The sequence below is a fragment of the Streptomyces sp. NPDC031265 genome (assembly GCF_055570295.1).
Genome location: NZ_JBVIHM010000019.1, coordinates 85,018 through 109,532 on the forward strand (window position 1 = coordinate 85,018; position 24,515 = coordinate 109,532).

Consider the following 24,515-nt stretch of genomic DNA (forward strand, 5'->3'; position numbering starts at 1 on the left):
CCCCTCGCCCGTCACGGCAGCGGCTGTGGCGGGCGAGGGCCCGTGTAGTGGGCGCTGGGGCGCATACGGAGCGGGCGTTCCTCGTACTCCTCCAGGGCGTGCGCGATCCAGCCCGCCGTGCGGGCCACCGCGAACACCGCCTCGCCCGCCTCGGCGGGCATACCGCACGCCACGCTGAACACGGCGAGCGCGAGATCGACGTTGGCGTGCAGCTCGGTGTGCCGGGCCGTCGTGGCGATCACGTCATGGGCCGCGTCGAGCGCCTCCTCGGCCTGCGGCAGGTCCGCGAGCAGCTTGAACAGCGCCTGGGCGCGCGGGTCTTCGCCCGGGTAGAGGCGGTGGCCGAGGCCGGGTACCCGGCTGCCCGAGCGCAGATGGGCGGCGACCACGGGGGCCGCGCCGCCGCGCTCCAGGACCTCGGCGAGCATCCGGTGCGCGAGCCCGCTGGCGGCTCCGTGCAGCGGCCCGTCCAGCGCGCCGAGCCCGGCCGAGACGACCGCGTACGGATGGGCGCGTGCCGAGGCCGCGACCCGGGCGGCGAGTGTGGACGCGGCCAGGTCATGGTCGATCAACAGGGCGAGGGCCGTGTCCAGTACGTTGATCGACGCCTCGTCGGGGAGCCTGGGCGTGAGGCGGTGCCACAGCTGCCAGGCGAGCCGCTCGGCGCCGCGGTGCCGCTTGCCGGCCATCGGCAGCGCCCCGACCAGGGTCGGGATGAGCATCCGGGCGCAGCCGAGCACCGCCGCCGGCTCCAGGTCGAAGCGGAGCGGATCGGCGGCCGAGACGGCGACCGCGGCGACCCGCAGCCGGTCCATGGTGCCGCTGTGCGCGGGCAGCGCGCCGACCGCGAGCCGCGCCGCGTCGAGGAACTGCTGGGGCGCGGTGAACCGGGCGCCGCGCGGCAGTGTGCCGGTCCACACCCACTCCGCGACCTCCTCGAAGCCGTATGCCCCGGCGAGCTCGACCGCGTCGACCCCTCGGAAGTAGTAGCGGTCCTTGTCGATGAGCGTCAGTCCGGTGCGGAAGTTCAGCTCACCGCCGCGTGCGACGGGTTCGCGGCGGGCACTGCGCCGGGCCAGCGCGTCGACCTCCTTGGCGTCGAAGGTCGAGCCCCGCCCGCCGGGCGCCCGCTCGCTGCTCAGCTGGCCGCGGCTGACATACGCGTACACCGTCTCCGGCTTCACGCCGAGCCGTTCGGCCGCCTCGCGGGTGGTGAGGCGCGACTGATCCGTCATGGGGTCACCGTATCCAAGATCGATCAATGTTGATTCAATCAATATTGACAGCAATCTCGTCAATCATAGACAGTCGAATCAACATTGAGGGAGGAAGAGACATGTCGACCACCACCACGGCAGTACCCCGCGGACTCGCGGGTGTCGTCGTCACGGACACCGCACTCGGGGACGTCCGCGGCCGCGAGGGCTACTACCACTACCGCCAGTACTCGGCCGTCGAGCTCGCGCAGACCCGCGGCTTCGAGGACGTGTGGCACCTGATGTTCCACGGCGAACTGCCCGACGCCGCTGCCCTCGCGGACTTCACCGCCCGCACCGCGGCCCTGCGCCGTCTGCCCCGGGAGGTAAGCGACGCGCTGCCCGGCATCGCCGCGGCGGGTGCCGCCTCCGGACCGCTCGCCGGACTGCGCACCGCTCTCTCCCTGCTCGGCGCCGCCCAGGGGTTCCGGCCGGTCTACGACCTCGACGCCGACCGGCGCCGCGAGGACGCGCTCGCCGCCTGCGCCGCCGTCCCGACCCTGCTGACCGCGCTCTACCGGCTGGGCCGGGGACTCGACGCCGTCGAGCCGCGCGACGACCTGTCGTACGCCGCCAACTACCTCTACATGATGACCGGTTCGCTGCCCGAGCCCGACCGCGTCCGGGCGATCGAGCGGTACCTCATCTCCACCGTCGACCACGGCTTCAACGCCTCCACGTTCACCGCGCGCGTCGTCGCCTCCACCGGCGCGGACATGGCGGCGTCCCTGGTCGCGGCCGTCGGGGCGCTCTCCGGCCCGCTGCACGGCGGCGCCCCCAGCCGCGCCCTGGACACCCTCGACGCCATCGGCTCCCCGGAGCGCATCGATACGTGGGTGCGCGAGCGCGTCCTGGCGGGCGACCGGATCATGGGCTTCGGCCACCCCGTCTACCGCACCGAGGACCCTCGCTCGCGCATGCTGCGCGGCATCGCCGAGGACATCGGCGGCCCGTTGGTCGCGTTCGCCGTCGAGGTGGAGAGGCAGGTGGAGGCGATCCTCGCCGAGCTGAAGCCCGGCCGGGAGCTGCACACCAACGTGGAGTTCTACGCGGGCGTGGTCATGGAGCTGTGCGGGGTGCCGCGCGAGATGTTCACCCCGACGTTCTGCGCGGCCCGGGTGGTCGGCTGGAGCGCCAACATCCTGGAGCAGGCGGCGGACTCGAAGATCATCCGCCCGGCGGCCCGCTATGTGGGCCCGCCCACGCCGCAGCCCGTGCCCGCGCTCTGAGGGGCCTGTCCCACCCCGTTCGGGCGTGCGGCGCCCGGCACTCGGCGCTTCCCGGAGCCGTCGAATAATGGATGTACCGCTCCCGCGCCGCGCCCCTACGCTCAGCGCGTGAACCCGGTCGTCCTCGCCTGCGCCGTACTGCCCGTGACAGCCGTGCTGTACGCGGCACTCGGTCTGCGCCGCCGCAAAGAGCGCCGGTGGTACCGGGCGGCGGTCGCGCACTGCGCCGCGATCGAGCTCGACCCGTACCACGCCGTCCGCGACGAGTGGTGGCCCGAGGACGACATCCAGGCGGCAGCCGCCCGGCTGCTGCTCGACGGGCTGGTCACCGTCAACCACCGAGGCAACCTGAGCCTCACCGCCGCCGGTGCCGACCCCGCACGTGGTGCAGGACACCCGCTTCCGGACGCCCTGCTCGCCGCGCTGCGCCGCCGCACCGCGCCCGCCACGCTCGGCAACGTGGTGCTCCGCGACGCCGTGTTCGACGACGTCCGGACGGAGTTCCATACCGCCTGCCACGACCATCTGATGCCGCAGCGGCCGGCTCCGCCGCGTGACCTCGGCTGTCTCGGCTGCACCGGCCTGATGCTGCTCCTGGGGCAGTTCGCGTTCGCCACCGCCGGGCTGTTCGACCGAGTACCCCACGGGGCGCTCCAGTGGGCCGGGGCCTTCGCCACGGGCCTCGCGCTGTTCGCGCAGTTCGCCTGGATCGGCGGTCTGCGCACTCCGGCCGAACTGCCCGACCCCGTCGCCGAACGGCTGGCCCTGCTGGGTCCGCACCCGGCGCTGGCGGAGCTGGCCGCGCGGAATCCGGAGGCCGAGGCCTGGCTGCGGGCCGGCCGGTTCCGCACGCGCCGGGGCCGGAACCGGGGGCGGCCCCGGCGCCGCGGCACTCCCGCCGACGCCGGGACCGGGGCCCGAGCAGGAGTGCCGGGTGACGCTGCGCAGGCGTGACCGCCCGGCGGACCGGCCTCAGCGCCAGATCGTCTGGACCGAGTCGAACTGGACCCAGGTGATCGGGTTGCCCGTGTTGGCGCCGTAGACGGTCACGGAACCGGCGGTGTTCACCTCGAAGCGGCAGGCGTTGATGCCCTGGCTGTTGTTGCGGGGCGCGGTGGCGCGGATGTACGAGGTCGGCCGGGCCATGGCGGCGGGCAGTGTGGCGATTTTGGTGTCGGCGGAGAAGCTGCCGGTGACGATGCCGCGGGCCTGCAGGAAGGTGGTGCCCGCGATGGTGACGAGGCGGACCTGCGGGGTCGAGCCGGTCTGCGCGGTGATGCCGGGCTCCAGGACCAGGTCGGCCCAGTCGCCCGCCTCCACGCCGGCGGCAGCCGCGGGGGAGGCGGTGGCGATGTTGGCGACGGCCACGGCGGCGGGTACGGCGAAGGCGGCACCGAGAATGCTGCGGCGGTTGTAGGACATGGTGGTTGGTCTCCTTGACGAGGCCTTGTGCGAAATGACGGAGAGGTCTGTGGGCGCGGTCAGCGCCAGACGGCGCTGAAGCTGTCGAGCTGGGCCCAGGTGATGGCGTTGGTGTCGCGTCCGCCGAACAGCCGCAGTGCGCGGTCGGTGCCGGCCTCGACCCGGGCGGCGCAGTAGCCGCCGTTGTTGTTGCGCGGCACGTTGGCGCGGGCCTCGACGCTGGGAGTCAGCGTGTCGGGCAGGGTGCCGATGACCGCGTCGCCGTCGAAGGTGCCCTTGACCCCACCGCTGAGCTGCAGCGTCGTGGTGCCGGCGACGCTGATGAGCCGGCCCTGGGGCGGGTTCAGGTCGGCGGTGACGCCCGAGGCGAGCGCGATCGGCTGCCAGTCGGTGATCACCTTGACGCCGTCGACCTCGGGGGTGTCGGGGAGCGTCACGATGGTGCAGGTGCGCGGCCCGGGGTCCTCGCAGGCGAAGCCGAAGTGGAGGTTGGTGACGCCGTTCCGTACGTCCACGTGCAGGCCCTCGGGCTCGCGCCACTCCAGCCCCGGCGCGGCGGTGATGAACTGCCGGGTCAGGACCGTTCCGGTCGCCCACTCCATGGCGGTGATGTAGGTGTTGCCCGGCGGGGGATTCCTGGTGCTCGTGCTGGACTCGCCGCTGAGCAGGTACAGCACGCCCTTGTGGGAGGCGTATCCCTGGAACACGCCCAGGTCCGTGGGCAGCTCGATGCGCTGGAGCGGCTCGAAGACGCCCGCCGAGGCCTTGGCCAGGTCGTACCGCTCGACGTGCGTCCCGCCGTCGTAGAACCGCACCACGAGCTCGTTGGCGCTGCGGTCGATGGTGGGGGTGGCGAAGAGCGCGCCCGGCGTGGGGCGGTACGGCGTGGCGTGCAGCGAGGAACCGTAGTCCAGGACCGTCCCCGACCGGAAGTCGAAGTTGGTGATGGAGGTGCCGAAGCCCTCGTTCTTGCTGTTGGGCTGCGACGCCGTCTCGGTCCACAGACGGATGACGCCGCCCCGGTTCTCGACGCCGAGGTTGACACCGTGGCCGAAGCCGCGCAGATACATGTATCCGGTGATCGCGCCCGACCGGTTGAGGCGGGTCACGCACATGTCGCCGTGCTTGTTACGGGTGTCGTAGTCGACCGGCGCGGACTCCCCGCTGAGGGTCAGGCCGCCCTGCATCAGCTGGAGTACGAAGAGGTCGCCGGACACCGGCTCGGTGCTGAACGACTGCATCACGGTGCTGTTCTTGAGCGGGCGCCGGTGCAGCAGCTTGCCCACCGGTCCCGCGAGGTCTATCTGTCCTTCAATGGTGACGCTCAACGACGCCGCTCCTTCATGCACGTTTCGGTGCTGCCGTGATCGGATCGGCGACAGTTTCGCACGGGCGTTCCCGTAAGGGGAGCCGTGGTGCGCCGATGAAGGCCCGAGCCTCGAACGGCGCACCAGCAAGCCCGACATGTCAGGAAAGGCCGCGGCCCCCGCCCGTCTCGGCCGCTCAATGCCGGCCGCTCGTTGTCAGCCGGTCAGGGTGGCCTTGGAGCGCATCGCGAGGAAGTTGCTCCGGTAGGCGTCGTGGGTCGTGGCGCCCTCGACGCGCAGCAGCGCCTCGTCGTTCTCCCGGAGGGAGGAGACGTCGAGGTTGTGGGATCCGGTGAAGGTCCACTTGGTGTCCGGGTGCCCCGCGTAGTTGCCCTCGACCAGAAGGTACTTGGAGTGCACGAACAGGTCGTCCGCCTCGCTGTCGGGTGTGCCGTTGTCGAGGTGGAGCTTGTACGGCTTGATCCGCGCGTGGTTGCCGAGGGCCGCGAGCTGGCTCGTCTCGTTGTAGACGACCTCGATCCAGCAGTCCTGGTCGGCGAGCTGCCTCAGCTTGTTGGCGACCTCGGCGCGGGTGAAGACGTAGGCGGCGACGCGGACGACCGTCTTGTGGGAGGCGGATCCCACCGTCGTGTTGCCCGTGCACGACACGTTGTTCAGCACGTCGACCATGAGGTCGCCGGTCTGCTGCGGGAAGAAGTAGTACTTCTCGCCGCCGGACGTGGTGCCCTGCCGGTAGTAGTCGGCGTTGCGCTTCTCGGCGGCGAGGTCGTCGAAGTACGCCGTGTACGCGGTGTAGAGGTCGGTGTTGCCCACGGAGGTGTAGGCGTTGTTCCAGAACCGGGAGGTGTTCGCCGCGGTCTGGTTGGCGGACGTCTGGATCACCACGTCCTCGGCGACGCCGACGTCTCCCACCCGGGAGAAGAGGAAGAACTTGTTGTGGTTGATGTGGTTCTTGCTCGGGTCGAGCGTGGTGTCCGCGATGCACGCCCGGTCCTTCGGGCACACGTGCACCCAGGACGGCTGGGTCATGTCCTTGCCGAGGGCGGCCACCAGCTGGGTGGCGGCCGTGGAGGTGGAGAACGCGTAGTCCAGGACGACCCGGACCTGCACGCCCCGGTCGTGGGCGCGCGTCAGCGCGTCGCTGTAGCCGGTGTCGGTCAGGGCGTACATGGCGGCGCGCAGCGTACGCCCGCTCTGGGTGTTGTCGATCACCCCGACGATGTGGTCCTTGATCGCGTTCTGCTCGGCCACGGTGCCCTGCGGGTCGTTGAAGACCGCGCCCGTCGTGGGCATCGGCGCCGGGTCCGCCATGGCGGCCGGGGACGGACCGAGCAACGCGGCCAGGAGGGACCCGGCGAGCAACGTCGCGGCACATATACGTCTGATGTCTCTCACTCCTCGACAAAAGGTCATTGACGAACTGCGCTGACAGAGGTCGTTGACAGAGGTCGTCGACAAAGATCGTTCCTGCTGTGAGCAGGTGCACGATAGCCCGCAGGGCCAGGCCCCCCGACGGCACCTGCCGAAATCGGTTGCCTCGCACCTCGTGTGTCTTACGTCACATGAGGCACTGGCGTCGCGTTGCTTGCGGTTTGCGCAATCTTGCGCGTACGCACTGCCCCGATCGCTCGAACGGCAGGTCAGGGCCCCGGTGTCGGGTGGGACGGATCCACGCCACCGGTGCTTTCGGGAGGCGAGCGCAGCGCTGCAAACGCACGTTCGTCCCCGGAACGCAAGTGCCCCGTGACCTTTCACGGTCCGCGGTTGCACATTCCGGTGCCGACGCGCGTCATCTGTTCGAAGGCGCGCACCAGCGCCTTCCGGGGCCGTCGGGGGGCGGGACGGGCGGGCCCAGTGGTGCACCAGGAAGGAGCCGAAAGTCTCGTGACGATCGATCGGGTAGGCGATGTGGTCCTGGCAGTTCTCGCGATGCGGGTGTTCGGCCGCGACGCGGCCCTGTTATTGCGGCGCGCGGCCGCCGCGGGCGTACGGACGGGTGTGAGCGAGTTGCTGCGTACGGACGGAGAGGGAGACCGGTGAGCCAGGACTTCACGTACCGCGCGCCGGGCAGACCCGCGATGACGAACCAGCAACTTCCGGTGGACTTCAGCGCGTTCCACCATATGCACCGGCCCGTCTATCTGCGCTGGGCGCAGACCATCCTCCACCACCGCGCGGACGCCGAGGAAGCCGTCGACGCCGCCTTCGAACAGCTCCTGATGATCTGGACCGTCGTCCTGTCGAAGGAGAACCCCGCCGCTTACGCCTGGAGCGTGCTGCGCAGTCGCACCCTCGACCTGGCCCGCGCCCGCAAACGCCGCCCGGCCCTGCTGGAGGCGGCGGCCTTCGAGACCGTCGCCCTGGCCCATACCGCCGACCCCATCGGCCAGTTGGAGGAGAGCCTCGCCCTCTTCCACGCGGTACGCCAGCTCCCGCCGCGCCAGATGGACGTCATGCTCCTGCTCCACCTCCACGGTCTGACCCCCGCACAGGTCGGCGACCACCTCGGCATCACCGCGGCCGCCGTCCGCTCCACCGCCCGCCACGCCAAGCGCCGCCTGCGCCACACCCTCGGCCTCGCGGCCCAGCAGACCGAGGAGGGACACGCTGATGACATCGCCCATTGACGGAGTGCTCGCCCGTGCCCGCCTGTCCCACCAGCCCTGCACCGAGGCCGACGTCGACGCCGCCGAGCAGCGCCTCGCCGCCCGCGTCGCCGCTCCGCCGCCCACTCTTCCGGCCCGGGCGGGCCGCACCCGGCTGTCCGCCTGGCGGGCGCTCCTTTCCGAGCCGGGACCGCCGCTGGACGAGGTGTGCGCGGCCCAGGACCTCACCGTCGTCTGCGAGATGTTCGTCATCCACCCCGACGCCCTCGACGACCTCAAGCTCTTCTTCGCCCGCGCGCTGCCCGAGCCGGCCGGCGCCCGCATCCTGGGCTGCATGCTGCATCTGACCGGCCGCCCCGAATCCGCCCGCTTCTGGTGGCAGTACGCGGCCGGCGCCGGTGACGCGGCCGCCACGTTCTGCCTCGGCCTGCACCACCGCGCCCTGGGCGAACACCCCGAGGCCGAGTGGTGGCACACCCAGGCCGACACCCTCAGCGCCCACGGCGCGACCGTCGCGAACGTCGACCTGACCACCACGCTGCGCATCCTGCGCGCCCTGCGCACCGGCCCGCTGCCGGTGCCCGACCTGGTCCACGCCGTCCTCGACTACATACCCGCCGCGCTCTCGTACGTCGACGACGACCTCGACCTGCCGCTGCCCGACCCCGACTTCGCCGACCACATCAGGGCCCTGACCACTCACGCGGCCACCACCCGCTCCCCGCGCATACCGCCCGGCCGCGCCCCGGACCCCCTGCCGGAACGCCCGACCCGTGCTCGCCCGACGTCCTTCACGACGGGACGGCGGGTGAACACGGGCGAGGCATGGCCGCCCGGCCCTTCGGACAGTCCCTAGCCGACGCCGTCGAGGAAGGCGAGCACGCGCTGCGTGAGCAGCGCGGCCGCCTCCTCGGTGTACGAGGGCAGGCCGGTGTCGGCGAACAGGTGCTGCTTGCCGGGGTAGACGAACAGTTCCGCGTCCGGAGCCGACTCCACCAGGGCCCGGGCCGCCTCGATGTCACCCTCCTCCACGAAGAACTCGTCCCCGTCCATCCCGTGGATCTGGACCGGAACCCCCTGCGGCCAGGCGTCACCGAACTCCGTGACCGGGACGCAGGAGTGGAACAGCAGCGCACCCTTCGCGCCGGGGCGGGTCTGGGCGAGGGACTGCGCGGGCAGCACGCCGAGGGAGAAGCCCGCGTAGACCAGTGTGGCCGGCAGCGCTTCGGCGGCCGTCCGCCCCCGCTCGATGAGCGAGCCGAACCCCGTCTCCTGCGCGTGGGCCACACCGTCCTCCAGGTCGTCGAAGACCCGCCCCTCGTACAGATCCGGGACGTGAACGGTATGGCCCGCCGCCCTCAGCGCCTCCGCGAAGGCACGGACGCCGGAGGTCAGGCCCTGCGCGTGGTGGAACAGCAATACCTCGGCCATGTCTGTCCTTTCGTGCACGGAACCGGGGCGGCTCCACGGCTTCGAGTATTGCCGGAGGCACTGACATCCGCCCTGGCCGGCTCAGCCGACGGTCACCTCAGCCGACGGGCTGGGGCCGCAGGGACGGCTGGGGCAGCCGGGGCACGAGAGGCGCCGGAGCGGTCAGGCGGTCCGCTCCCGCCGGGACCGGGACCGCGGCGAAGATCGCGTCCTGCTGAGCCTGGAGCTCCACGGCCCGCTCGGGGGTCGTGCCGGGGAGGCGCTGCTCCTCGTACAACTTGTGCGTGGCCTCCTGGGCGTACTTGCTCGCCGGGGTGTGGAACTGCACCTCGAAGAGGTGCTCCGAACGAGGAGCCCGCCAAGCGGAGTTGATGGCCTTGTAGCCCTTGGCGCGGCCCCAGGTGTTGGACCACTTGGTGTTGTCGTTGTGCCAGGTGGACAGCATGGAGGCGGCGATTGTGACGCCCTCGGTGTAATGGCCCTCGGGCCACTGGAGGGTGTAGCGCACCGAGTCGCTGATACCGGCCAGCGCGTCGTTCACCTGCTGCCCCGGGTGCTCCAGCAAGGAGGTGGCGACCTTGCGCTTGAGCGAGTCGGCCGACTTGAGGCGGTGGTCGAAGCCGATGAGCTCGGCGCCGCTGAGCAGCGCGGCCGCCCTCACCCGGGGGCTGATGGAACGCTCGGCCTTCTTGGCCCGGTCGATGAAGGCGTCGACCTTGGCGTTGTCGGCGGCATTGAGCGACAGCCCGTCGCCCTTCCAGCCGCCGTCGTCCAGCGGCTCCTTGAATACGGGGGCGAATACGGGGGCGAATACGGGGGCGAATACGGGGGCGTTGACCGTACGGGCGGTTCCCGCACGCTCGACCGGGGGAGCTGCGGTCGCGCTCTGGATCGCGCCCACGCTCAGCGCCGCGGCCAGTGCGGCGGCGGTCGCGGCCCGCGAGACGGTACGACTGATGTTCATCGGTGCCTGGTGTTCCTCTCTCGGCGGCGATCGTCCGCTGCCCGGGGGAGCCCCGGGCAACGGACGGTCTCTGACGAGAGACCCAACAGGAGGAAGCGGCGGCGAGTTGTCGCCTGGGCCCCAACCGGGCGAATGCTGTCCTGATCACACCGCACCACGGCGTGATCCCACAGGCGCGCCCTGTTGCCGGACTCAGCAGCCGAGAGCGGTGAGGTGCTGGTAGAGCGCCTCGTGCCCTTCCGCTGCCGGGTGCAGGCCGTCGACGAGCAGGTCGGTCTTCTCGTACAGGGGCTCCCACATGTCGAGGTGGTCGATGTGGTTCTCCTGGCACCAGGCCCGTATCGCCTCGCGCAGGGCCAGCGCCCGGGCCTTGGTGAAACGCAGGCCTCCGTAGTCCCGGGTACGTTCTTCGTCGAGCCACGTCGGTCCCATGACGACGAGTCGCGCGTTGTGATCGAGGGCAGCGGCAGCGAGTGAGCCGAGACTGTCCGCGATGTGCGCGAGCCCGTCGGCCTCCGGGGCGGAAAGAGGCACGGCGGAGTCGTTGATCCCGGCGGCGACGATGAGGGTGTCGGGCAGACGAGGCGCCAGCAGTTCCGGTGTCTGCTCGCTGACCTCGGCCAGGGTGCTGCCCGGGATGGCCAGATGGAAGACCCGGTGTTCGGCCTCGTTCCGGGCGATGTGGGTGGCCGCCAGGCGGGCCGCCCATCCTCCCCGCGGATCGCAGCGCCCGTACGCGATGCTGTCGCCCACGATCACAATGCGCGCCGCCGGGCGCAGCGGTTTCGCGTCCAGATAGGCCCAGGCGCGCTCTCCGGAGGAGAGGAGGACCCGCCGGCGGACGTAGTCGTCGACTTCGTAGGCGTCGGCCGCGGCGAGGTCCTGGTCGGTGAGGCGCAGTACGGCGCCTTCGACGACGGCGCCGTACTTGCGCTCCAGCGTCAGATGTACGTCCAGACCGCTGGTGGCGATCACGGACGGGTCGGTGATCGCCAGTGGCCTGGTCGTGCAGCCGACGAGCGACGCCGGAGAAGTGGGCACGCCCTGGCCGAAGAGGGCGGTCTGGACCCGCTCGTCCATCAGCGTGCCGAAGGAGAACAGGGCGTGAGGGCGTGAGGCGGTCACTTTGGGGTGCGGGGCCTTTCTTGAAGGGTTGATCAAGATCACCCTAACGGGCGCCGTGGCCGTCGGGTCCGGAGCTCCCGTGCCGCCTGCGCCCGACTCACCTGGCGAGGTAGGTCTCGATGCGGGCGATCGTGCGCGTGTTGTCTTCGAAGAGGTGCCCGTGCATCCCGGCTTCCTGGGCAGCCACGATGTTGGGTACGAAGTCGTCGATGAAGAGGCAGTCCTGCGGTCGCACCTCCAGGCGGGTGCACGTCAGCTCGAAGGCGCGCGGGTCGGGCTTGCCGACGCCGATCTCGTGGGAGTAGACGATCTGCTCCACCAACTCGTCGAAGCGGTACAGCTGAACTTCCCGTTCACGCGCGCCGACGAAGCTGTTGCTCAGGATGCCCAGGCGGCAGCGTCGGCGCAGTGTGCGCACGTACGCGATCAGTTCCTCGTTCGGCGTGCCCAGATATTCGGCCCAGAGGTCGGCCATGAAGGCCTCCGTCGACGGCGCATCCAGGCGCAGGCGGTGTGCGATCTGCTCGTGCACCTCGCGCTCGTCGATGGTCCCGATGCTTCCCGCCTGCCAGACGTCTCCCAGGCGCTCCTCCACCGTGCCCGCAGGCAGCCCCAGCCGCTCTTCCCAGCGTGGCACCCACCCCGTATCCGGAGTGATCTCCAGGACGCCACCGATGTCGAGGATGACGCAGCGCGAGTCCATCAGGGCTCCCCCTCATCCGTCACATGGCCGAGGCGTAGGCACGCCCTCAGTCCCCCCACGTGACCTGTACACCCACTCTCCGTCTTCGCCCTTGGGCCGGGTCAAGCAACCGGACCTCTTGTGACAGTTCTGTCGACAGCGGAGGCCCTTCGTGGGCCGGCACCCCACCCTGCTTTCACCCCCACGTCGGTATTCCTTCACGTGCCAGTCTCCCGAGCGGCGGCATAGGGGGCACACACTGAGCCACATCCCGCGCGCAACGGTGGCGACGACCGTCCACCGTGCCGTCGACCGGGGCTTGTCACTTTCCCGCCCCTTCGCTCAAGGACGCAAGGCCCGTGCCCGAACTCGTCACCCTCCGCGGCCGCGCCCTCCGGCTGGAGCCGCTCGCCGAACATCACGTCGAGGCGCTGGCCCGAGCCGCCGCCGAGGACCGCAGCAGCTATGCCTTCACGCCCGTGCCCTGTGGGGTGGAGGCGACGGAGCGGTATGTCGCCGACGCGGTGGCGGCTCGGGCGGCAGGACGGGCCTTGCCCTTCGCCACGGTGCGGATCGCGGACGGCCGGGTCGTGGGCTCGACGCGCTTCTGCGAGCTGGACTACTGGCAGGGGCCGGTGCCCTGGCCGCCGGCACCGCGCGGCCCGCTGGGTCCCGTACACACCGCGATCCCGGACGCGGCGGAGATCGGCGGCACTTGGCTCTCCGCGTGCGCCCAGGGCACGGGCATCAACGCCGAGGCCAAGCTGTTGATGCTGCGGCACGCCTTCGAGACCTGGGGCGTCCGACGTGTGTCCCTGCGCGCCGACGCCCGCAACCTGCGCTCCCGCGCCGCGATCGAACGCCTCGGCGCGGCCCTCGACGGCGTCCACCGGGCCCACTCCCGCGGTCTGGACGGCATGGTCCGCAGTACGGCCTTCTACTCGATCCTCGACGAAGAGTGGCCACAGGTGCGGGAACAGCTCGAACAGAGGGTTGGTGCGCGCCCGAAGGCGACAGGTATGCGCTCGCTCGTCCCGGCGTGAGGGAAAGCGCAGGGAAAAAGTGTTTGACGCCCACCGCCGTCCGGCGGTCGGATGGTGGCCCATGAGCACAGGGCAGATGCACCCCGGCCTGCACCCCGTCGACGACGCACTCGTACGGCGGTTGATCGCTGGGCAGTTCCCTCAGTGGGCGGGGCTGCCGGTGGTGCGGTTTCCGTCCGGCGGGACGGTCAACGCCATGTACCGGCTGGGCGACAGCATGGTCGTACGGCTGCCGCTGGTGGAGGGCGGGGTCGAGGACGTGTCGACGGAGCAGGAGTGGCTGCCCCGCCTTGCGTCACTGCTGCCCACGCCCGTCCCCGAGGTGCTCGGCAGAGGGGAGCCGGCCGAGGGGTATCCGTGGGCCTGGTCGGTGTACCGGTGGCTGACGGGGGAGAACCCCGAGGCGGGAGCGCTGAGCGAACCCGTGCCGCTGGCCAAGGATCTGGCCGAGTTCGTGGCGGCGATGCGGAGCATCACCCTGCCGCGGGCGCCGTCTGCCTACCGCGGCGGGCCGGTCGCCTCGCTCGACGAGTCGACCCGGGCGGCGATCGAGCAACTGCGAGCGATCCCGCAGGAGGGCGTCGACTGCGATGGCGCGGTCGCCGCGTGGGAGGACGCGCTGCGGGCCCCGGCCTGGGACGGGCCGCCGGTGTGGCTGCATGCCGATCTGATGCCGGGCAATCTGCTCGTGGACGGCGGCAGACTGACCTCGGTGATCGACTTCGGGTGCATGGGGGTGGGCGATCCCGCCTGCGACCTCTTCCCCGCCTGGAACCTGCTGCCCGCCGATGCGCGGGAGGTCTTCCGCGATGCGCTCGGCGTGGACGACGCGACCTGGATCCGCGGCCGGGGACGGACGCTCTCGCAGGCGCTGATCGCGCTGCCCTGCTACCGGAAGACCAACCCGGCGATGGCGAACAACGCCCGGCACGTGATCCGGGCGGTGCTGGGAGAGGACTGAGCGCCTCACCCGGCCGGGTGGCCCCAAGACTTCCCGGAGCTTCAACTCTGCGACACAGAAGGCGTGTTGGCGGATGCCCCGCTCCGGTGCGCCAGGCGGTCCGCCGCGCGTCGGCCCCGGCTTTCGAGCGGCAGCACTCCGGTCGCCGCGGCCAGCCCGAAGGGCGGCATGTCCGCGTAGATCGACTCGTACGACCCCTCGGGCACGATGTACGCCTCGTGCCACAACTGGGCAGCCTCTCTCCCGACCACCGAGCGCTGGTGGTCGCGGTGGCCACGCTGAGACGGCTCGGCTGTCCCGGGGACGCCGACCTCATGGAACCGTACAATGAACTGATGCACCAAGTGGCCGTCCGTGACCTGGACTTCGTGGAGACCCAGTCCTCGGATGCGGAGAAGGCCGAGACCGCCGTGGCGGCCACGGTCCTCTTCGAGCCGCTGCTGCGGGCGCTCCACCGGCTGGCCCGGGAAGAGGAGTCGGCCCGGCGGTACGGGTTGTAGAGCCGGGGCGTGCGTCACGCGGGCCGATGGCTGGAGTTCCCCGCGATGTCAGGTGGTCCGATTCGAGGGGGAGTTGATGGCTGACGTGCGGATTCGTGTCTCCGCGTACGCGCTCGCGCTGGAGGAGGGGCGGTTGCTGCTGGCCCGGCTGTCGGAGTCGTCACCGGTCTTCGCTCCGGGGCTTTGGCACCTGCCGGGCGGCGGGATCGACCCGGGCGAGCAGCCGGTGGAGGCCCTCGCGCGTGAACTCCGCGAAGAGACCGGACGCGAGCTTGCCGGTGCGCGGCTGGTCGATGCGCGGACGTATGCGGTCAGCCGGGGTGGCGTGGACTGGCACTTGACCGGGCTGTTCTATGCCGTCGAGCTCATGGCGGACGGCGCGTCGGAGGTCATCGAGATCGACGGCTCCACCGACGCGGTGAGCTGGATCGCGCTGTCGGAGCTGCGGTACCCGATGCTCTCCCCGGCTGCCGTCGACGGGCTGCGTATGCTCGGCGACCGAGGCGTGTGACCGCCTTCGGGCACGGTGTCCCGTGGACGGGGTGGGGCAACCGGTCCTGCCCCACCCCGATTCCGTCAGCGCAGCACCGACGAGAAGTTGTCGAGCTGGACCCAGGTGACCGGGTCCGTGGTCTGCGGGCCGTAGACCGTCACGCGGCCCGCCGTGTCGGCCTCGACGCGGGTGGCGTTGACGCCGAGGTGGTTGTTGCGCGGGCAGACACCGCGCGTCGTCTTCGGCGGCCGGATGGTCGCCGGGAGGGTGCCCAGCTGCGAGTCGCCGGAGACGTTGCAGGTGATCACGCCGCGCAGCTGGAGGAACTCGGTGCCCGCGATGCTCACCACGCGGGCCTGCGCGGGCGTGTCCGCGCCCGCGGAGACGCCCGCGGCCAGCGCGATAGCCGTCCAGTCCACGACTACCTGGACTCCGGTCGGGGCAGCGGCGGCGGGCGAGGCGGTGAGCAGTGGCACACCGACGGCCGCGGTGGGTACCGCGAGGGCCGTGGCGAGCAGGGAGCGGCGGCTGGTGGTGCGCGAGGGCATGGTCGATCCTCCGGATCGCGAGAGGTGGTGGGGGTGGCCGAGGTCCGGCGCCGTCATCGCCAGGCGGCCGAGACGCAGTCGAGGTCGATCCAGGAGATGGTGTTGTCCGCGGTGGCGCCGAACGCCCACAGTTCGCCGAGCTTGTTCGCCTCGACCCGGCACACTCCCACCCCGTAGTACATGTTGCGCGGCGTGTTCTGCCGCACGGGCCGCGTGGGGCAGAGCCGCTGCGGCAGCGTGGCGATGAGGGTGTCGGCGGTGAGGTTGCAGGTGAGCGTGCCACGCAGCTGGAGATACGTGGTGTCGGCGAGGGCGACCAGTCGGCCTCGCGGAGCCTCGGCGCCCGCCTTGACCCCGGCGGCGAGGGTGAGGTTCTCCCAGTCGGACAGCACCTTCACTCCGTCGACCGCCGGCTGCGTCGGGTACCAGCCGATGGTGACGTTGCGCCGCCCGGTGGTTCCCGGGACGGTGTCGCTGAAGCCGAACAGCAGCCGGGTCTCACCGGTCTTGGGGTCCACCTCGACGGCCAGCCCCTCCGGCTCGCGCCGTTCGAGACCGTCGGCGCCGGTGACCACCTGCGAGTCGAGCTTCGTCTTCGAGTCCAGGGAGTACGAAGTGATGTACGCGGTCCCCGGGTAGGTCGTGACCGGGTCCTTCTTCCACTGGTAGAGGTACAGGACGCCGTTGAGGGCGGTGTAACCCTGGAAGGTGAGTCCCGATTCCGCGCCCGCCGGCAGCTCGAAGGTGCTGCCCACCTCCACCCACTCGCCTTGAGCCGCCTTGGCCAGGTCATAGCGGGTGAAACACCGCACACTGCCCTTGAAGTAGACGATCGTCAGGATGTTGTTGGCGAGGTCCACCGACGGGCCGGTGCTCCGTCCGCCCGGCGGGCAGAACTTCTTCGAAGCGGGCACGTCGGCCTGGTCCAGCGTGGTCCCGTCGACGAAGGGGAACCGGGTGACGGCCGTACCGAAGGCGTTGCTGACACCGTCATTGGGGGAAACCGGTCCGACCTCGGTCCACAGACAGGTGTCGGTCCCGACCGGCTCGGCCCCCACCGAGATCCCGTGCCCGAAGCCCGTGAGGTACATGCTGCCCGTCAGCCGGCCGGTGTTCCGGTCGATGCGGTTGAGATACATGTTCCCGAGCGGCGTCTTGGCGGCGCTCTCCATCTGGAGCACGAAGACGTGCCCGTTGACCGGGTCGGAAGCGAACGCCTGCGGAGCGGGATTCTTCGTCAACGGCACGGTCTGGATGAGCTTGCCGGTCACCCCGGACAGGTTGATCCCGTTTGTATCGGTAATGGCCATGGATTCCCCTTCTGTGGGGCGCGATCCGGCCCCACCGACCGAGATCGTACGCATGTGCCATACCGGGAATTCACCAGAGCGGCCGCGCTGCCGCAGGGCGTACGACAGCGCGCGCCGCCCGGGTGGGGACCGGGCCGTTCCGGCCGGTCACTCTGTCATCTGGTCGCGGGCGTCGCCGGGCCCGCCCTTCCCGCCCTTGCCGCCCTTGCCGCCCTTGTCGGGCTCTCCGCGCCGGTTGGTGAGCTTGACGGTGACGCCCCTGGACTTGTTGGCGGCGGTCACCTCGTGGGGGCCGCTGACCCGGTTCCGCGGCAGGACATACCCAGCGGGTAGCCGTCGGGGGGACAGTTGCCCGGCACGCGCGGGCCGAGCCCGCCGGGCAGCGGTCCGGCGGCCAGGGCGGCCCCGGGGCACGCCTGATCCCCGCCGGGCAGGGCCAATTGCCGTCGCGCGGAGAGCGGCCACGGACGGTACGGCCGCGGTCAGCAGGTGCCTGAGGGATCTCGCGCCGGGACGGGCCAGGGAGAGAGGGAACACCGGAACAACCAGTTCCTCGTAAGTGGGATGCCCCCCTCGGGCCCAGGCTCACACACCCCCCTGTCGCCACAGAGCCACCTGGCGGGTGCCGCGGGCGAAGACCACCGCAAAGGACCATCGCGACCACTGACCGGCCGGTCACGGGGCCTGCTACACGTCGTCCCAGGCCACCGAACTCATCTTCCAGCCGGCAGGTGTGCGGACGAACTGGGTTGTCTTGTGACCGGAGCCCTCGAACCACTCGCCGTTGAGGAAACCGGACTTGCCGTACTCGCTGAACCGGTGGGCGATCGAACCGAAGATCTCGGTCCGCTCGGCCACCTCCCATTCGGAGAACTCGGTCAGAGTCCCGTCGGTGAGGATCTTCTCCCGGGGCTCGATGAACGCGTCGAGGTCGTAGATCACGAGCTTGCCCCCGACGTTGCTGATGATCATCCCCTGGGGGATGAACACCTCGCGGATGACGTCGACGTCGGGCCGGGTGCCTCCGGTGTTGGCGAAAGCGCCGAGGAAGGTATGTATCAACTGGTCGAGCTCGGCTTTGACGTCGGACACGACTGTCCCTCCCACGAGTGAACGCTTGGCGCTTGATCGTCGCCTACGGCTGGTGTGTCGGCAAGCCCCCGGCGGGACGGCCCGTTGAAACGACTCCCGTCGGGGTGAAGCCGCCCACGATCCGGTCCGATGCCGTCCCGGCCTATACGATCTTGGATGTACGAGTGCCAAGAAGGCCGGGGCACTGACCAAGTCACCGGGGAACAGGGGTACTTCTCATATGGCTGGAATCACGATCGCGCGTTCGGTGACCACCCTCACCGCCACCGTGGCCCTCATGGCCGGGAGCGCCGTGGGCGCGTCCGCCGCGCAGAGCCCGGCCGAGCCGGATGTGTCGGGGGTGCGCGCCGCTCTGCAGCGCGTCGTGGACGCGGGGGCGCCGGGAGCGTTCGCGGTGATCCGCGACCACGGCAACCCCGAGCGGGGCCGGACGCTGACCGTCGGCAAGGCCGACCTCGACGGTAGGCCGATGAACGCGGCCTTGCGGTTCCGTGTGGGCAGCAACTCCAAGATGTTCACCTCGGTCCTGGTGATGCGCCTCGCCGAGCAGGGCCGCATCGACCTGGACAAGCCGCTGCGCGAGTACCTGCCCGCCGGGACGCTTCCCGAGAGCTGGTCGATCACCGCGCGCCAGGTCATGGAGCACCGCGCCGGTGTGTACGACCACACCAACGACCTCCTCGAACAGAACGGGGAGGAGACCACCGCCGCCTTCGAGAAGCGCATCCGGAACAACGTGTACGAGCCCAGGGACCTCGTGGCGATGTCGGTGAAGCACGGTCTGCAGTACACCCCGGGGACGGCGTACGCGTATTCGAACACCGACTTCGTGCTGATGGCCCTTGCCGCCGAGCACCTCACCGGGCGCCCCTACGCCGAGCTGCTGCGCGAGCAGATCTTCGAGCCGCTGAAGCTGCGTCAGACGACCTTCACCGTGCCCGAGAAGACCATCGCCGGGCCGCACGTCACCGGCTATCTGACCAACGACGACCGCACCAAGCCGCTCCTCGACTCGACCGAGCAGACCGCGTCGTGGGTCTGGAGCGCGGGAGGCGTGGTCTCCTCCGCCCCTGATCTCGACCGTTTCATGACCGCTCTGCTCGCCGGAAGCTCCGGCGGGCTGGTCTCCGACGAGTCGCTGCGGCAGATGACGAGCGTGCTCCCCACCAGCACGGCGAAGATCAGCTACGGCCTGGGGATCAGGGAGATCGCGCTCTCCTGCGGCAAGGTGCTCGGCCACGGCGGAATCGTCCAGGGCTACCAGACGCAGACGTTCTCCACCCCGGACGGGAAGCGCACGGTCGTCCTCTTCGCGAACGCCTCCAACAACGGCGCGGTCACCAGCGGTTTGACGAACACGCTGGAGCCCGCGTTCTGCGGCAAGGCACCCACCGCCCCCGCATCGCACCGCTCGATCACCGGAAACGGCGACGCGGACAGGGACGACAGCCGCTGGATCCCGGCCGTCGAGGACACCCGCATCTGACCTGCCCCATGCGCAGAACGGTGCCCGCCGCCGGTGACGGCGGCGGGCACCCGCGCTCGGGAAGCGGCACCTACCCCGTGCCCACTACCGTACGAAGTTCTTGTCGATCAGGAGCTGCAGCACGTTGGTGTACTTGACCCGCGTGATCAGCACTTCTCGCGGATTCGACCGCAGGAAGGCGCGGCACTGGTCCAGGACGTCCTGGAAGCGGATGTACCGATAGTTGTCGGCGTGGTAAATGCCCAGTTCGGGACGCTGGGGTGAAATACCCCTGCGACCTGCGGAAAAGGGCGTCCCTGGAACGCTGGACCGGGACGCGTGCTCAGGCCGCCGGGAGCTGGTCGTACGTCTTGAAGGTGTAGTACGCCGTGTACGTAATCTTGCTTTCGCCGGTTTTGGCGGGCAGGCCGAAGCGGTGGTTCACCATGCCGGTGAGCGGGCCGCAGTCGGAGGCGGCCGGGACGGTCAGGGTCTCGTCGTACGCGCTGAAGCGGACCAGCGGCGGATTCTGCGACAGCCAGGTGCTGGGGCCGTCCTTCCGGAGGTGGAGCGCGACCGGGTGGGCGTCCGTGCCGATGGCGCACCGCTCGCCGAGCAGCGGCGAGACGAGCCGGAACTTCATGTCCAGGGCGCCTTTGTCGGTGCCGGTGCCCAGGAAGTCCGCGTAACCGCCGTACTCGGGCTGGATGGCCAGGCCGAGGAGGGGGTTGCGGCCGGCCGGGTCCCCGGCCCGGCCCAGCAGGCCGCCGGGCACCGAGGTCGCGTCGGCCCGCAGCGTCCCGAAGACCTGCCCGAACGTGCCGTCCGGCAGCGGCCCTTCGGCGTGCGTCAAGGTGATCGGCTTCATGTCCGGGACGGCGATCCCGCCGAGCTTGAAGTGCGAGTAGCCGACGGTCACCTCACAGCGCCACTTGTTCCGGTCGACGCCGGCGGGGAGGTCGGTGGGGCAGTCTCCGTAGTCGACGTGCGAGAACACGTCCGGGGCGGGGTCGGCCGTGCCCTGGGCGAGGGCCGGGGCCTGCGCGGCCGTGGCGAGGAGGGCGACGGCGGCGGCCACGGTTCCGACTCCCGCTGCGGCGCGGCCCGTTCGGCGGTTCCGGGCCACGGTCTTCATCTTGTTCGTCTTCATACCGTTGATCCTGGTGGCCGACCGGCCACCGATCATCGGGGACGACCCTGACTCGGCCCGAAGGCGCCCCTGAGGAGTCGTCAGGGGCTTCGCTCGCGCGTCGCCAGGGCCACCTGTCCACGTCTCCACGTCTCCACGTTTCGCGCGGGCCAACGGCAGTGCTCTCAGCGGTTGCTGTCGATCGTCTTCCGGATCCAGTCCGCGTACGCGGGCACGCTGCTGTAGAGGCCCGGGCCGTCCGAGCAGGCCACGCCCGGGGTGCCCGGACCCGAGGTGGTGCCGATGAGCTCCCAGCGGCCGTCCCGGCCCCGCTGGATCTGCGGTCCGCCGGAGTCGCCGATGCACGCCATGGCGTGCGGCACGCGGCTGATCGTGGGGTTCGGGAACGCGCCGCCCGGGCGGTCTGCGGCTGGGTGCGGGGTGGGGTCACTGCGCGGGCCAGTTCCGCAGCAGGGCGTCCAGGGCGTCCAGGATCCGGGTCCAGGTCTGCTGTGTGTCGGGGGCGCTGTGGCTGAAGCCCCCGCCGAGTTCGAGGGTGATGTAGCCGTGGAAGACGCTGCCGAGCAGCCGGACCGCGTGTGTCTGGTCGGGTTCGCTCAGGTCGTACCCGCGCAGGATGGCCCGTGTCATCTGGGCGTGTCTGCCGCCCGCGCCGGCGGCCGCCGCTTCCGGGGTGAGCCTCAGCTGGGCCGCGGCGTAGCGGCCGGGGTGTTCGCGCGCGTAGTCACGGTAGACGTTCGCCAGAGCGGCCAGGGCGTCCTTGCCCGCTCGCCCGGCCAGCGCGGCGGCGCCCCGGTCGGCGAGCTCCTCCAGGGCCAGCAGTGCGATCCGCGTCTTGAGGTCCTGGGAGTTCTTGACGTGCGAGTACAGGCTCGCGACCTTCACATCGAACTGCCGGGCGAGCGCCGAGACGGTCACCTGCTCGAAGCCGACCTCGTCGGCCAGTTCCGCCCCGGCCCGGGTCAGGCGTTCCGTGCTCAGCCCTACGCGTCCCATCGTCTCCCTCTCGCTCGCCTGGAACGATTATGTGTTTGCCTAACACCTTTAGGCAAACTAGCCTCACCCATATGAAGCAGCTGACTGAGACAGAGATCCGTGCCGCGTTCGTGAACTGCAGCAAGGGCGAGGCGAAGCGCCTGTCCGTGCCGCGTGACCTGGCCGACCTCCCCTGGGACGACCTGGACTACTTCGGCTGGCGAGATCCACAGGCGCCGGGCCGGGCCTATCTGGTCACCGAGCTGGAGGGCACCGTCAGTGCCCTCGTGCTGCGGAGCCCCGGGCACACCTCCGGGCAAGCCCGCCGCAGCATGTGTTCGATATGCCTGACGACCCACGACGGCGGCGTCTCCCTGATGGTCGCGCCGAAGGCGGGAAAGGCGGGACAGCAGGGGAACTCGGTGGGCATCTATGTCTGCAGCGACCTCGCGTGTTCGCTGTACGTACGCGGCAAGAAGGACGTGGGCGCCGGTGCGCGGCTCCACGAGACGATCACTCTGGAGGAGAAGATCGAGCGGACCGTGGCCAACCTCGCCGCGTTCGCCGCCAAGGTGACGGCGGTCTGACCGGCGGGCGTCGGGATCAGGCCGCCCGTTGGGGCCGGAACGTGCGGCGGTACCCGTGAGGTCCCCCTTCGGGCGACGCCCCGGACAACGCGTCACGGTGAGGGCGGGGCCGGGGCGCTCCGTCGGCTTCAGGCCGCGCCGGGTGGGGCTGACGGCGTCCGGGGCGCGTGTGTTGCGTCGGTGTGTGCCGTGGAGCGGCACACGGAATGACGCGATGCGTACGGCGACCGACCGGGTGAGCGGGTGAAAGGGACGCGATTGTCACCCGCCCCGACGGCATTTGTCGCCGGATTTCCGGAACGTTGAACGGGCGGAAATAGCCACAGTGTGGGAAATCAATCGGTGCGCGTCCGACGTGGTGGCCGCCGTCGGGCGGGGCCGCTTAGGATCACCGACGCGGACCGTGCACCGACGCGCAGCCCGCGTGTTGCCCGAGGGCAACAGGAGAACCGCGGGGGAGCATGGGGGAGTGGGAATGGTGACGCGGGAGCGAGCATGCGTCAATTCTTCATCGCCTTCGCCCATCGGCGAGATACGGCATCTGCACACCCTGGGCCCGACCGGCACCAACCTGGAGGCCGCGGCCCATGAGTGGTTCCGTCGACAGGGCCTTGAGAGCGAGGGGCGGGTGACCCTGCACGCGACCCTCGAATACGCGATGGAGACCGTGCCCAGAAACGGTGAGCACGCGCTGGTCGCCTGCGCCGTCTATCCGGAGCTGCACACGCTGGTCTTCGGCAACTTGCGGGTTTGCCGCATGGTGGACTCCTTCGTGTGGCCCACCCACGAAATGGTGCTCGCCGTCGCGCAGGGCGGGCACGCCGAGCCGCGTACCGTGGCCACGCATCCGGCGCCGGCCGGTCTCGTACCACCGGCGAGCGAACGGCAGTTGGTGACCAGCAACGCGCAGGCGGCCATCGACTGCGCCGACGGCAAGACCGAGGGGTGCGTCACCACGGTCGTGGCGGCGAAGGCCCACGGCCTGCGGGTCCTGCGCAGCTTCGGCGAGGTGCCGATGGTCTACACCGTGCACCACGTGCGGGAGGCCGCTCCGTGACCGGAAGGCCCGGCCCCAGGAGCCCGCAGGACGAGATGCTCGGCGAGGCGGAACGGCTCGGCCGGGGGCTCCTGCCGCGGATCGACGCCTTCCGCGCCCGCCAGCGTGACGACGGCACGGTCCCGGAACCGGGCGAGGAGGACCGGCGCAGCCTGCTGGCCATAAAGGACGAGGCCGTGCGCTGGTTCGCCGGGCACGGCAGGACGGGCCAGGCCGACGCGCTGGCCGCCGACATCGACGGCTGGCTGGCCGCCGGACTCGACACGCCACCGCACTTCGCCCGCTGCCGCGACGCCCTGACCGCCCCGGCCGATGGCGACTGGGCGGCGTTCCTCGCCCCCGTACAGACCACCAACAGCGTCCCGCCGGTCGGCAGGCGGATGGAGTTCTTCCTCGTCCGCCGCAAGGAGCCCGACGCGCTGCCCGAGCTGGCCGACCGCTATCCGCACCCCAAGAACAACTGCCAGGCCACCGTGCTGCTCGCGGGAAGCGAAGGGCTGACGAAGGGCAACTGCATCGTCTTCTTCCCGGAGAATGTCGCGGCTCACGACAAGGTGGCCGAACAGGGTTACGCCATCTTCTTCTTCAGTAAATTCCGCAGAATCCACGAGACGTACGCGGTGCCGTCCGCGCGGTCCGTACTCACCCCGGATTCCGTACCGCGCGCCTCGACCGGAATGGACCCGGAGGTCTGTTATCAGGCCCGTTCCCTCTGGGGATATCTGCACGACTACTTCCACCACCAGGGGCAGTGGCCGCTCGACCGTCACATCAAACTCAAGATGAACTGGTTCATCGGCCTGCTCGAAGAGCTGAAGGTCGACGCCAAGACCGTGCTCGCCTGCCACGACGACGCCGTTCCGTACGCCGACGAACAGATCGCCATGATCCTTCTGGAGCGGATGTTCCGCTATCCGCTCGACGCCCGCGCGGTCCGCAACTTCGACGCGGGCACCGGGGTGTTCCTCTACTCGTGGCTGCGCGAACGCGGTGCCCTCGCCGACCACGGTGGGCGGCTGTCGCTGTCGTACGACCGCGTCCTCGACGGACTGCGTGAACTGGTCGACACGATAGAGGCCATGGAAGCCGCGGCCAGCACGCCCGAGGAGTACCGCGCTGCGGCCAGGGAAGTGGTACGAACGCAACTGCGAGAGGGCGCCGAGGGCGACCGCTACGCGTTCACGGACGATCAGCTGACGCTCGTGCGCGCACGGGGCCGCCTGGCGTCCCTGCCACCCCTGTACTTCGCGCCGGCCGAGGTGTGAGCAAGCCATCGAGACCTGAGGAGACG

Annotated in this window: 29 protein-coding genes; 13 read left to right on the forward strand and 16 right to left on the reverse strand. The window is 70.5% G+C overall.

Features of this window, described 5'->3' with window-relative positions; all coding sequences use genetic code 11:
* Positions 1-11 precede the first annotated feature (11 nt).
* Positions 12-1,235: a citrate/2-methylcitrate synthase gene (locus tag ACZ499_RS26160; protein WP_468678421.1), complete on the reverse strand. Its 1,224-nt coding sequence runs from the start codon at positions 1,233-1,235 to the stop codon at positions 12-14.
* 101 nt (positions 1,236-1,336) lie between these two features.
* Between ACZ499_RS26160 and ACZ499_RS26165 the strand changes: the two genes are divergently transcribed.
* Together ACZ499_RS26165 and ACZ499_RS26170 are read left to right on the forward strand one after the other, a co-directional pair.
* Positions 1,337-2,485 (forward strand): citrate synthase, encoded by a 1,149-nt coding sequence (locus tag ACZ499_RS26165; protein ID WP_468678422.1) that lies wholly within the window; start codon positions 1,337-1,339, stop codon positions 2,483-2,485.
* 108 nt (positions 2,486-2,593) lie between these two features.
* Positions 2,594-3,439: a hypothetical protein gene (locus tag ACZ499_RS26170; protein WP_468678423.1), complete on the forward strand. Its 846-nt coding sequence runs from the start codon at positions 2,594-2,596 to the stop codon at positions 3,437-3,439.
* A gap of 18 nt (positions 3,440-3,457) precedes the next feature.
* On the opposite strand, the gene ACZ499_RS26175 is transcribed toward ACZ499_RS26170, so the two are convergent.
* The 3 genes from ACZ499_RS26175 to ACZ499_RS26185 form a co-directional block, all read right to left on the reverse strand.
* Positions 3,458-3,907 (reverse strand): hypothetical protein, encoded by a 450-nt coding sequence (locus tag ACZ499_RS26175; RefSeq protein ID WP_468678424.1) that lies wholly within the window; start codon positions 3,905-3,907, stop codon positions 3,458-3,460.
* A 59-nt stretch (positions 3,908-3,966) separates the two neighbouring features.
* Complete coding sequence (locus tag ACZ499_RS26180; RefSeq protein ID WP_468678426.1) at positions 3,967-5,235, reverse strand: phage baseplate protein; 1,269 nt, start codon at positions 5,233-5,235, stop codon at positions 3,967-3,969.
* 195 nt (positions 5,236-5,430) lie between these two features.
* Positions 5,431-6,630, reverse strand: a complete 1,200-nt coding sequence (locus ACZ499_RS26185) for a phospholipase D-like domain-containing protein (protein ID WP_468678427.1) — start codon at positions 6,628-6,630, stop codon at positions 5,431-5,433.
* Positions 6,631-7,119: 489 nt separating this feature from the next.
* Between ACZ499_RS26185 and ACZ499_RS26190 the strand changes: the two genes are divergently transcribed.
* Genes ACZ499_RS26190 through ACZ499_RS26200 form a run of 3 tightly spaced genes read left to right on the forward strand, consistent with a single transcriptional unit; the run spans position 7,120 to position 8,697 of the window.
* Positions 7,120-7,275, forward strand: a complete 156-nt coding sequence (locus ACZ499_RS26190) for a hypothetical protein (protein WP_371649695.1) — start codon at positions 7,120-7,122, stop codon at positions 7,273-7,275.
* Positions 7,272-7,862: an RNA polymerase sigma factor gene (locus ACZ499_RS26195; protein WP_385822849.1), complete on the forward strand. Its 591-nt coding sequence runs from the start codon at positions 7,272-7,274 to the stop codon at positions 7,860-7,862. Before ACZ499_RS26190 ends, ACZ499_RS26195 begins: the two co-directional genes overlap by 4 nt.
* Positions 7,846-8,697 (forward strand): hypothetical protein, encoded by an 852-nt coding sequence (locus ACZ499_RS26200; protein ID WP_468678430.1) that lies wholly within the window; start codon positions 7,846-7,848, stop codon positions 8,695-8,697. Before ACZ499_RS26195 ends, ACZ499_RS26200 begins: the two co-directional genes overlap by 17 nt.
* On the opposite strand, the gene ACZ499_RS26205 is transcribed toward ACZ499_RS26200, so the two are convergent.
* From ACZ499_RS26205 to ACZ499_RS26220, 4 genes are all read right to left on the reverse strand, one after another.
* On the reverse strand, positions 8,694-9,272 hold the full coding sequence (locus ACZ499_RS26205; RefSeq protein ID WP_468678431.1) for a dienelactone hydrolase family protein: 579 nt from the start codon (positions 9,270-9,272) through the stop codon (positions 8,694-8,696). The genes ACZ499_RS26200 and ACZ499_RS26205 overlap by 4 nt on opposite strands.
* A gap of 97 nt (positions 9,273-9,369) precedes the next feature.
* Positions 9,370-10,236 carry an ATP nucleotide 3'-pyrophosphokinase gene (locus tag ACZ499_RS26210; RefSeq protein WP_468678433.1) on the reverse strand — a complete coding sequence of 289 codons (867 nt, stop codon included), beginning with the start codon at positions 10,234-10,236 and terminating at the stop codon, positions 9,370-9,372.
* A gap of 192 nt (positions 10,237-10,428) precedes the next feature.
* The gene (locus ACZ499_RS26215) at positions 10,429-11,361 is read right to left on the reverse strand and encodes a GDSL-type esterase/lipase family protein (protein WP_468678434.1); all 933 of its coding nucleotides are present in this window, start codon (positions 11,359-11,361) and stop codon (positions 10,429-10,431) included.
* Between the two features lie 97 nt (positions 11,362-11,458).
* Positions 11,459-12,064, reverse strand: a complete 606-nt coding sequence (locus tag ACZ499_RS26220; protein ID WP_468678436.1) for an HAD family hydrolase — start codon at positions 12,062-12,064, stop codon at positions 11,459-11,461.
* A gap of 338 nt (positions 12,065-12,402) precedes the next feature.
* Here ACZ499_RS26220 and ACZ499_RS26225 point away from each other — a divergent pair, with 338 nt between their 5' ends.
* Both ACZ499_RS26225 and ACZ499_RS26230 read left to right on the forward strand, forming a co-directional pair.
* A complete protein-coding gene (locus ACZ499_RS26225) occupies positions 12,403-13,086 on the forward strand; it encodes a GNAT family N-acetyltransferase (RefSeq protein ID WP_468678438.1) in 684 nt (227 codons plus the stop codon).
* A gap of 61 nt (positions 13,087-13,147) precedes the next feature.
* Positions 13,148-14,047 (forward strand): aminoglycoside phosphotransferase family protein, encoded by a 900-nt coding sequence (locus ACZ499_RS26230; RefSeq protein WP_468678440.1) that lies wholly within the window; start codon positions 13,148-13,150, stop codon positions 14,045-14,047.
* Positions 14,048-14,088: 41 nt separating this feature from the next.
* Here ACZ499_RS26230 and ACZ499_RS26235 read toward each other — a convergent pair whose 3' ends face one another.
* Positions 14,089-14,388 (reverse strand): monooxygenase family protein, encoded by a 300-nt coding sequence (locus ACZ499_RS26235; RefSeq protein ID WP_468678442.1) that lies wholly within the window; start codon positions 14,386-14,388, stop codon positions 14,089-14,091.
* On the opposite strand from ACZ499_RS26235, the gene ACZ499_RS26240 reads away from it, so the two are divergent.
* Both ACZ499_RS26240 and ACZ499_RS26245 read left to right on the forward strand, forming a co-directional pair.
* On the forward strand, positions 14,383-14,547 hold the full coding sequence (locus ACZ499_RS26240) for a hypothetical protein (protein ID WP_468678443.1): 165 nt from the start codon (positions 14,383-14,385) through the stop codon (positions 14,545-14,547). The two genes, ACZ499_RS26235 and ACZ499_RS26240, sit on opposite strands and share 6 nt — an antisense overlap.
* Positions 14,548-14,623: 76 nt before the next feature.
* The gene (locus ACZ499_RS26245) at positions 14,624-15,058 is read left to right on the forward strand and encodes an NUDIX hydrolase (protein ID WP_468678445.1); all 435 of its coding nucleotides are present in this window, start codon (positions 14,624-14,626) and stop codon (positions 15,056-15,058) included.
* Between the two features lie 65 nt (positions 15,059-15,123).
* Here ACZ499_RS26245 and ACZ499_RS26250 read toward each other — a convergent pair whose 3' ends face one another.
* From ACZ499_RS26250 to ACZ499_RS26265, 4 genes are all read right to left on the reverse strand, one after another.
* Positions 15,124-15,588: a hypothetical protein gene (locus ACZ499_RS26250; protein ID WP_468678446.1), complete on the reverse strand. Its 465-nt coding sequence runs from the start codon at positions 15,586-15,588 to the stop codon at positions 15,124-15,126.
* Between the two features lie 53 nt (positions 15,589-15,641).
* The gene (locus ACZ499_RS26255) at positions 15,642-16,898 is read right to left on the reverse strand and encodes a phage baseplate protein (RefSeq protein WP_468678447.1); all 1,257 of its coding nucleotides are present in this window, start codon (positions 16,896-16,898) and stop codon (positions 15,642-15,644) included.
* Positions 16,899-17,045: 147 nt separating this feature from the next.
* On the reverse strand, positions 17,046-17,180 hold the full coding sequence (locus ACZ499_RS26260) for a hypothetical protein (protein WP_468678450.1): 135 nt from the start codon (positions 17,178-17,180) through the stop codon (positions 17,046-17,048).
* A gap of 405 nt (positions 17,181-17,585) precedes the next feature.
* The gene (locus tag ACZ499_RS26265; protein WP_468678452.1) at positions 17,586-17,990 is read right to left on the reverse strand and encodes a DUF4440 domain-containing protein; all 405 of its coding nucleotides are present in this window, start codon (positions 17,988-17,990) and stop codon (positions 17,586-17,588) included.
* Between the two features lie 220 nt (positions 17,991-18,210).
* Here ACZ499_RS26265 and ACZ499_RS26270 point away from each other — a divergent pair, with 220 nt between their 5' ends.
* Entirely contained in the window at positions 18,211-19,476 is a 1,266-nt protein-coding gene (locus tag ACZ499_RS26270; RefSeq protein ID WP_468678454.1) for a serine hydrolase domain-containing protein, read from the forward strand.
* 322 nt (positions 19,477-19,798) lie between these two features.
* Here ACZ499_RS26270 and ACZ499_RS26275 read toward each other — a convergent pair whose 3' ends face one another.
* From ACZ499_RS26275 to ACZ499_RS26285, 3 genes are all read right to left on the reverse strand, one after another.
* Entirely contained in the window at positions 19,799-20,605 is an 807-nt protein-coding gene (locus ACZ499_RS26275; protein WP_468678456.1) for a hypothetical protein, read from the reverse strand.
* Between the two features lie 164 nt (positions 20,606-20,769).
* Positions 20,770-20,967, reverse strand: coding sequence for a trypsin-like serine protease (locus tag ACZ499_RS26280; RefSeq protein ID WP_468678458.1), 198 nt, complete (start codon positions 20,965-20,967; stop codon positions 20,770-20,772).
* Positions 20,968-21,031: 64 nt separating this feature from the next.
* Positions 21,032-21,601 carry a TetR/AcrR family transcriptional regulator gene (locus ACZ499_RS26285; protein ID WP_468678459.1) on the reverse strand — a complete coding sequence of 190 codons (570 nt, stop codon included), beginning with the start codon at positions 21,599-21,601 and terminating at the stop codon, positions 21,032-21,034.
* Between the two features lie 71 nt (positions 21,602-21,672).
* Here ACZ499_RS26285 and ACZ499_RS26290 point away from each other — a divergent pair, with 71 nt between their 5' ends.
* From ACZ499_RS26290 to ACZ499_RS26300, 3 genes are all read left to right on the forward strand, one after another.
* Positions 21,673-22,167 carry an FBP domain-containing protein gene (locus tag ACZ499_RS26290; RefSeq protein WP_468678461.1) on the forward strand — a complete coding sequence of 165 codons (495 nt, stop codon included), beginning with the start codon at positions 21,673-21,675 and terminating at the stop codon, positions 22,165-22,167.
* 475 nt (positions 22,168-22,642) lie between these two features.
* Complete coding sequence (locus ACZ499_RS26295) at positions 22,643-23,224, forward strand: type 2 periplasmic-binding domain-containing protein (protein ID WP_468678463.1); 582 nt, start codon at positions 22,643-22,645, stop codon at positions 23,222-23,224.
* The gene (locus ACZ499_RS26300) at positions 23,221-24,489 is read left to right on the forward strand and encodes a DUF6421 family protein (RefSeq protein ID WP_468678464.1); all 1,269 of its coding nucleotides are present in this window, start codon (positions 23,221-23,223) and stop codon (positions 24,487-24,489) included. Before ACZ499_RS26295 ends, ACZ499_RS26300 begins: the two co-directional genes overlap by 4 nt.
* The last annotated feature ends 26 nt before the right edge of the window (positions 24,490-24,515 follow it).